General features: G+C 42.9%; 8 protein-coding genes. 5 read left to right on the top strand and 3 right to left on the bottom strand.

The genetic code is table 11. The features are described from left to right. Positions 1-18: 18 nt before the first annotated feature. Complete coding sequence (gene rlmB / locus VF500_RS23165) at positions 19-786, bottom strand: 23S rRNA (guanosine(2251)-2'-O)-methyltransferase RlmB (RefSeq protein WP_330861948.1); 768 nt, start codon at positions 784-786, stop codon at positions 19-21. Positions 787-1091: 305 nt separating this feature from the next. On the opposite strand from rlmB, the gene dnaB reads away from it, so the two are divergent. Continuing rightward, on the top strand, positions 1092-2657 hold the full coding sequence (gene dnaB, locus VF500_RS23160) for a replicative DNA helicase (RefSeq protein WP_330861947.1): 1566 nt from the start codon (positions 1092-1094) through the stop codon (positions 2655-2657). 146 nt (positions 2658-2803) lie between these two features. Here dnaB and chrA read toward each other — a convergent pair whose 3' ends face one another. Then, positions 2804-4003, bottom strand: coding sequence for a chromate efflux transporter (chrA, locus tag VF500_RS23155; protein WP_330861946.1), 1200 nt, complete (start codon positions 4001-4003; stop codon positions 2804-2806). A gap of 129 nt (positions 4004-4132) precedes the next feature. Continuing rightward, complete coding sequence (locus VF500_RS23150) at positions 4133-4474, bottom strand: tetratricopeptide repeat protein (protein WP_330861945.1); 342 nt, start codon at positions 4472-4474, stop codon at positions 4133-4135. A 45-nt stretch (positions 4475-4519) separates the two neighbouring features. Between VF500_RS23150 and VF500_RS23145 the strand changes: the two genes are divergently transcribed. The 4 genes from VF500_RS23145 to VF500_RS23130 all read left to right on the top strand — a co-directional run. Next, entirely contained in the window at positions 4520-5257 is a 738-nt protein-coding gene (locus VF500_RS23145; protein ID WP_330861944.1) for an electron transfer flavoprotein subunit beta/FixA family protein, read from the top strand. 29 nt (positions 5258-5286) lie between these two features. Further along, entirely contained in the window at positions 5287-6264 is a 978-nt protein-coding gene (locus tag VF500_RS23140; protein ID WP_330861943.1) for an electron transfer flavoprotein subunit alpha/FixB family protein, read from the top strand. Positions 6265-6286: 22 nt separating this feature from the next. Further along, on the top strand, positions 6287-6886 hold the full coding sequence (locus tag VF500_RS23135; RefSeq protein WP_121229084.1) for a bifunctional nuclease family protein: 600 nt from the start codon (positions 6287-6289) through the stop codon (positions 6884-6886). 213 nt (positions 6887-7099) lie between these two features. After that, positions 7100-7735 (top strand): MFS transporter (locus tag VF500_RS23130; protein WP_330861942.1); only part of this gene is annotated, 636 nt, incomplete at its 3' end.

The raw sequence follows: 7735 nt of genomic DNA, 5'->3' as shown, positions 1-7735 counted from the left end.
CTAACCTTCAATCTCTAATTAACTCAACGCCGAGCGCTGCCTCACCGCCTCATATAAAATTACCCCGGTCGATACCGATACATTTAGCGATTCTATTTCGCCAAACATAGGGATCTTGGCCAGGTGATCGGAGATACGGATGATCTCGTTACGGATACCATCTTCTTCTGACCCCATAATGATAGCTGTAGGTGCAGTATAATCTGGTTTATAAATATTGTCTTGTGTTTTTTCGGTGCAGCAAACCAATTGCAAACCCGATTCCTGCAGAAAACGTACGGTTTGCATAAAATTATCATGGCGGCAAACAGGGATCTTGTATAAAGCGCCCGCCGAAGTTTTAATAGCATCGGGATTGATCTGGGCCGAACCTTTGGCCGGTATAACAATAGCATGCGCACCCGCACATTCGGCAGTGCGGGCAATAGCACCCATGTTCCGAACATCGGTAATGCTATCTAAAACTAAAATTAACGGTGTTTCCCCCTTCTCAAATACTTCCGGGATAATGTTCTCTATTTTTTGATAAACAATAGGCGAAATTACCGCTATAACCCCCTGGTGGTTTTTCTGGGTAATGCGGTTAAGTTTTTCAACGGGAACCTGTTGTGCCGTTATCTGGTACTCGTTCATTAACTCTTTAAGCTCCTGGATCAGGCCGCCGCTAATGCCCCTTTGTATAAATAATGCCTCGATCTCCTTACCCGAACGGATAGCTTCCACTACCGCCCTGATACCAAAAACCATTTGATTGCTTTCGCGCTGAGGCCTTGAATTAAATGCCATTTTATGATTTGAATTTTGGCAAAAGTAGCTATATTAATTGATTAAGCCCTTATTGAACTGATAACCCTTTTGGGTTTAAAAGGATTTGAGTGCGGATGCTATCAACATTTCAAAACTTTATTAACATTGGTTCAATTGCCTGAAAATCAACCCACCTGTATTTCGTTAAAAAGTTATCCACACTCGGGTGTTTATTAAAAACCTTTAAATTATCACCCTGTGTATGATTATTTTAAAATGCCGATACACTATGTTAGGTGTTTACTTTGCCGGTCGAAGCATTTTTTGTATATTTTTGTACCCTTATGAGTTTTGAGAATAACAACCAGTATAACAAGCCGAACACATTTGAACGCCGTAACCGGATCGCTAATCCAACTCCTTTCATTGCAGGTGGTAAATTACAACCGCAGGCCACTGATTTGGAAGAGGCTGTTTTGGGTGCACTTATGCTGGAGAAAGATGCACTTTCATCAGTTATTGACGTTTTAAAGCCCGAAGTTTTTTACCAAACCAATCACCAAAAGATCTTCTCGGCAATAAAACTGCTATTTGAAAAAACACAGCCTGTAGATATCCTAACTGTAACTGCGGAATTGCGTAGATTAGGTGATCTCGAAATGGTTGGCGGGGCCTATTATATTACTGAGCTTACCAGCCGCGTTGCATCAGCCGCCAATATCGAGTTTCACTCACGTATCATTATTCAGAAATTTATCCAGCGCGAGCTGATCCGTATCTCTACCGAAGTGATCAACGCCGCTTATGAAGATACCAGCGATGTATTTGACATGCTGGACATGGCCGAAAAAAATCTGTTTGAAATTGCACAGAGCAATTTACGCCGCGATGCCCGTAATATGGATGATCTTGTTCATGAGGCTTTGAGAGATATTGAAGCCCTGAAGGATAAAAAAGACGGTTTAACAGGTGTTGCCTCTGGCTTCACCGGCCTTGACCGGATGACCTCAGGCTGGCAAAAATCAGATCTGGTGATTATAGCAGCTCGTCCGGCGATGGGTAAAACAGCCTTCGTTTTAAGTTGTGCCCGTAACGCGGCAGTTGATTTTGACAAACCCGTTGTAGTGTTTTCGCTGGAGATGTCGTCGGTACAGTTGGTTAATCGTTTGATAGCCGGTGAAGCAGAAATAGAACAGGAAAAAATACGTAAAGGCACACTTGAAGAGTGGGAATGGCAACAAGTACACTCTAAGATAGGCAGACTTGAAAAATCTACCTTTATCATTGATGATACCCCAGCGCTAAATATTTTTGAGTTCAGGGCAAAATGTCGCCGCTTGAAATCGCAATATGATATTCAGTTGATCATCATTGACTACTTACAGCTAATGCATGGTAAAGCCGAAGGTAAAGGCGGCGGCGGTAACCGAGAACAGGAAATCAGTAGCATTTCTCGTGCTTTAAAATCGGTTGCCAAAGAACTCAGCGTGCCGGTGATCGCACTTTCGCAGTTAAGTCGTGCGGTTGAAAGCAGGCCGGGTAACTCAAAAAGGCCAATGCTTTCAGACTTACGTGAGTCGGGCGCTATTGAGCAGGATGCCGACATGGTGCTATTCCTGTATCGCCCGGAATATTACGGTTTAACAGAAGATGAGGATGGCAACCCAACCCAGGGCGTAGGCGAGGTTATCATTGCCAAACACCGTAACGGTGAAACAGGTACTGTACGACTAAAATTTGTGGGTAAATACGTTAAGTTCGCCAACCTTGAAGAAGGTATGGACGGCTTCCCTCCTCCCGCAGGTAATGCTTTTGCAGGCCTTGCCCCTTCACAGGATTTTGAAAAACAAAGCAACTTCATTATCCGTCCTTCAAGAATGGACGATATTGACGACGAACCGCCATTTTAAGCCCCCCTGCCCCCTAAAGGGGGAGTTTCAAATAGATGATATTAAATACAATAAAAGCTTTGCTACCAGCAAAGCTTTTATTGTATACTACTAAAGCAAAAGAATTACTCATTGCAAGTAAGCTCCCCCTTTAGGGGGCAGGGGGGCTAAAATATCATCCCCAAAGCCACACCGATAATGATCACTATCGGTGTTTTTATTTTGGTAAAATGCAGCACCAGGAATGTGCCGGTCATTAGTACGTAAGCCATCCAGTTTAAACCAAAGGGTTTTACCAGTAAGATCAACGCAGTTGCCATAAAGCCTACCGCTACGGCATTGATACCACTCAGGGAGTTTTTTATACGTGTTATCTTCTTCAGGTCTTCCCAAAACGGTACAATAAAAAGGATCAGGATAAGGCCCGGTGTATTGATACCGATAACAGCAACCAGGCTGCCAATGATCTGCCCCCAAACGTTGTAGCCTTTGTTACCAAGTGTGATCCCGCCCAAAAACGATGTAAATGAAAATGTAGGTCCGGGTAAAGCCTGCTGCAAAGCATAACCCGATAAAAACTCCGACCGGCCTAAATAATGCTTAACCTCAACAAATTCGGTATACATGAGCGGCACAAGCACCTGCCCTCCTCCAAAAATGAGGATACCATTGCGGTAAAAGTTTTCAAACAAACGGATCGGTAAGCTGAATGGCGATGTTTGATTTACTACTGAACCCAAAGCTGCAAAGAAAAGCAGGATGCCAATAAAGTAAGCCACCTTATTAGGGTTTACGTTTGAATACAGCTTTACCCTCAATTCGTTTTCATGTTGCTGGGTTTCCATGGCTGATGAAATGATACCGCCAAGCAATATCAGTATCGGGAAAGCATAAGCATTTTGAAGGATCAGTGTCACGATCAACGACCCAATAGCGAGCATGGTGCTAATCCTGGTTTTCAAAAATTTGTTGGCAAACGTGTAAGTTGCGTAAGCAACTATACCAACAGCCATAGGCTGTATGTAACTAATTACATGTGCAAATTTGGCCTTGTTGGCAAACATATTATAGCTGATAGCAGCCATACACATAATAATAGCTGAAGGCAGGATCCAGATCAAAAAGGTGATAATAGCCAGCCTGAGCCCACCTACTTTCCAGGCTATCCCAACCAGTGTTTGGGTTGATGACGGCCCGGGCAATACCTGCGATAAAGCATTGAGTTCCATTAGCTCATCTTCGGTAATATACCTCCGCTTTTCGACAAATTCACGCAGTAAAACCGCAATATGGGCTTGTGGCCCGCCAAAAGCGGTAAAGGTATATATCAGCACATCCCGAAGGAATATAAGTTGCCGTTTTTTCATTCTTTAAAGAAGTTCATAGTTCATGGAAGATGGTTCATAGCAGGCAGATCATAGCATATAGTTCATGGTTCATGGAAGAACTAATCCCTCCCGAGCAACTATGAACTATGAACCATTAGCTATGAACTACTAATAATCGTCATCGTCTTCTTCAAAACCCATTGCCTGTCTGTATACAGCCTGCAATTCAGAAAAAGTATGGTTGTCACGCTTTTCTTTGGTCACTTTCATGCCGTTTTCATAGGTTCTGATAGCATCATCTTTACGGTTCAAAGCTTCATAAAGTTTGCCTAAATGATAATAGGTGCCAGTATAACCGGGGTGGTTATTTACCAGATCTTCGTAATAGGAAAGGGCCTTATCTGTCTCATTCAGACGCAGATATTCTGTTGCCAGGGCATATTTCAGAAACTCGTCATCCGGTTCATTTTTTATAAATTCCAACAGCTTATTCAATCTGCTTAACTCCATTTTAAACTCTATCTTTTTTAACTAAATTTGCAAAAACCTATTGATATGAAGATTCTGGTATGTGTAAGTAATGTTCCTGATACCACCACAAAAATAACTTTTACTGATAATAACACGCAATTTAATACAAACGGGGTACAGTTTATCCTTAACCCTTATGATGAAATAGCACTTGCGCGCGCCATTGAACTAACCGACGGTGGTAAAGGTACAGTAACTGTAATTAATGTTGGGGAGGCAAATACAGAAGCCACGATACGTAAAGCCCTGGCCATTGGCGCTACCGATGCGATGCGAATAAACGCTAAACCGCACGATGCCTGGTATGTAGCCTATCAGGTTGCGCAATATGTAAAAGCAAATCCTTTCGACCTGATCCTGACCGGTCGCGAATCGATTGATTATAACGGATCAAAAGTTGCCGGTATGCTTGGCGAGTTGCTCGATTTGCCTTCAGTATCCATTATCAAAAAATTAGACTCTACTGACACCGAAGCAACCGTTGAACGCGAAATTGAAGGCGGTAAAGAAGTTTTAACTATCCCCTATCCGTTTGTCGCAGGTACTGCCGAAGGAGTAGCTGAACCCAAAATACCTAACATGCGCGGTATCATGTCGGCCCGAACCAAGCCGCTTGCTGTTATAGAACCGGTTGAAGTGAAAACCTTTTCGGAAATTATCAGTTATGAAACACCTGCTCCGCGCGGACAGGTAAAACTTATACCTGCCGATGATACAGCCAAACTGGTTGAACTATTGCATACCGAAGCGCGTGTTATATAATTTATGATCTAAATCACTAACAGATAACTATGTCAGTTTTAATATATGCGGAAAATGCCGGGGGCAAATTCAAAAAATCAATTTTTGAAGCCGTTTCCTATGCCCGCGCCATTGCCGATCAAAATAACACTTCACTTACCGCTGTTTCAATAGGCAATGTTGACAGCGGCGAATTGGCCTCATTGGGTAAATATGGCGCTGATAAAGTGCTTAACGTATCCGGTGATAAGCTAAAGGATTTTGTAAACCAGGCCTATGCCTCTGTTATAGCCGAAGCTGCTAAAAAAGAAGGCTCAGCAGTCGTGGTATTATCCAACACTTTTTCGGGTCGTGGTTTGGCCCCCCGCATCGGCGTAAAACTGGAAGCCGGTGTTGCCGACGGAGCGGTTGCTTTACCTGAACAAGCTGGCGGCTCATTTAAAGTAAAAAAAACGGCCTTTTCGGGCAAAGCTTTTGCTATCGTTGAGCTTACTTCGGCTATCAAAGTTATTGCGCTTGTACCCAACTCCTATAAAGTAGTTGAAACAGGCGGCACTGCCCAGGTTGAGGATTTCAGCGTAGAAACCAAAGCATCCGACTTTAAGGCAATGATCAAAGAGATCGTTCGTTCAACTGATAAAGTCTCCCTGCCCGATGCCGAGATCGTTGTTTCCGGAGGTCGTGGTTTAAAAGGCCCTGAAAATTGGGGCATGATACAAGAACTTGCAGAGCTTTTAGGCGCTGCCACAGCTTGCTCCAAACCAGTATCAGATGCAGGCTGGAGACCGCATAGTGAACACGTTGGACAAACCGGTATAGCTGTCAGTCCAAATTTGTATATTGCAGTCGGTATTTCAGGTGCTATTCAGCACCTGGCCGGGGTAAGTTCATCAAAAGTTATCGTAGTAATAAACAAAGATCCCGAAGCTCCGTTTTTTAAGGTAGCTGATTACGGGATTGTAGGCGATGCATTTGAAGTACTCCCTAAATTAATAGCAGCCGTTAAAGAATATAAAGCTTCAGCATAAATACAGGGTGATGGGGAATAACATGAAAAAAATAAAGCTTGATATTGTCGGCTTATCGTACAGTCAAACCCAATCAGGCGCATATGCACTTGTTTTGGGCGAAGTTAGCGGCCGCCGCCGTTTGCCTATCATCATAGGCAGCTTTGAAGCCCAGGCTATTGCTATCGAAATAGAGAAGATGACCCCAAGCCGTCCGCTCACACACGATCTGTTCAAGAGTTTTGCCCAGGCTTACCAGATAGAGGTGCAGGAAGTGATCATCTACAATTTAGTGGATGGTATATTTTACGCCAAACTGGTTTGCAGCGACGGCAAACGCTCTGTAGAGATAGATGCCCGCACTTCTGATGCCATTGCCGTAGCTGTACGCTTTGACTGTCCTATCTTCACTTATGAATTTATTCTTTCAACGGCGGGTATTGTTATTGAAGGCAACGACTTTGTTTATTTAGAGAATATCAATGAGACGCCCGAAGAAAAATCGGTTAGTACATCGGTAAGCGGCTATGCCTCCATCAGTACCGAAGAACTCAAGACCAAACTCCAGGAGGCACTTGCCGAAGAATCATACGAAAAAGCTGCCAAGATCCGCGATGAGCTGAATAAACGTAAAGCATCCTGATAATTTCGGGATTCGAATTTTCGATTTCGGATTTATCTACTGCTCTTTTTAAAACAAAATTTCAATCGACTTTTAATACATAACAGAAACTCAATCCCGGGTTTCTGTTTAACAAACGTAATTTCTGTAACGGTAGTTTTCTGATTTACATTTATTTCACTACTTTCCACTTTTAATTTAACACTGACTAAATTTATTTAAACCAGGCACCGTATGAATATTAAGTTCCGCTTAATACTGATGAATTTTATGCAATTTTTTATATGGGGGGCTTGGTTGCTTACCATCGGAGCATACTGGTTTCAGGATAAACATTGGTCGGGCGCGCAATTCGGGGCTATCTTCAGTACCATGGGTATTTCGGCCATATTTATGCCGGCCCTTACCGGCATTATAGCTGATAGATTTATCAATGCCGAAAAACTATACGGTGTAATGCATATTTTAGGCGCGGCATCTTTATTTACCCTACCTTTAATCACCAGTCCATCTGCCTTTTTTTGGGTGATATTGATCAACATGATCTTTTATATGCCAACCCTTTCGCTGTCTATAACAGTAGCATATTCGGCATTAAAAAGCAATAATAAAGATGTTGTTAAGGATTACCCTCCTATCAGGATCTGGGGAACTATCGGGTTCATTGCGGCATTATGGACGGTTAGCCTAACGCATAACGAAACTTCGCCAAACCAGTTTTACATAGCTTCGGCTGTAGCACTTGCGCTTGGCATTTATTCATTCAGTCTTCCTAAATGCCCACCGCTTTCTGCCAAAACAACCAACAAATCATTTGTAGACTCATTGGGGTTGAACGCCTTCAAACTATTTAAAGATCCCAAATTTGCC

The organism is Mucilaginibacter sp. (assembly GCF_036383575.1).
GTDB lineage: Bacteria > Bacteroidota > Bacteroidia > Sphingobacteriales > Sphingobacteriaceae > Mucilaginibacter.
The sequence above is the reverse complement of the archived record's forward strand: the minus strand, read 5'-3'. Positions and strand labels throughout refer to the sequence as shown.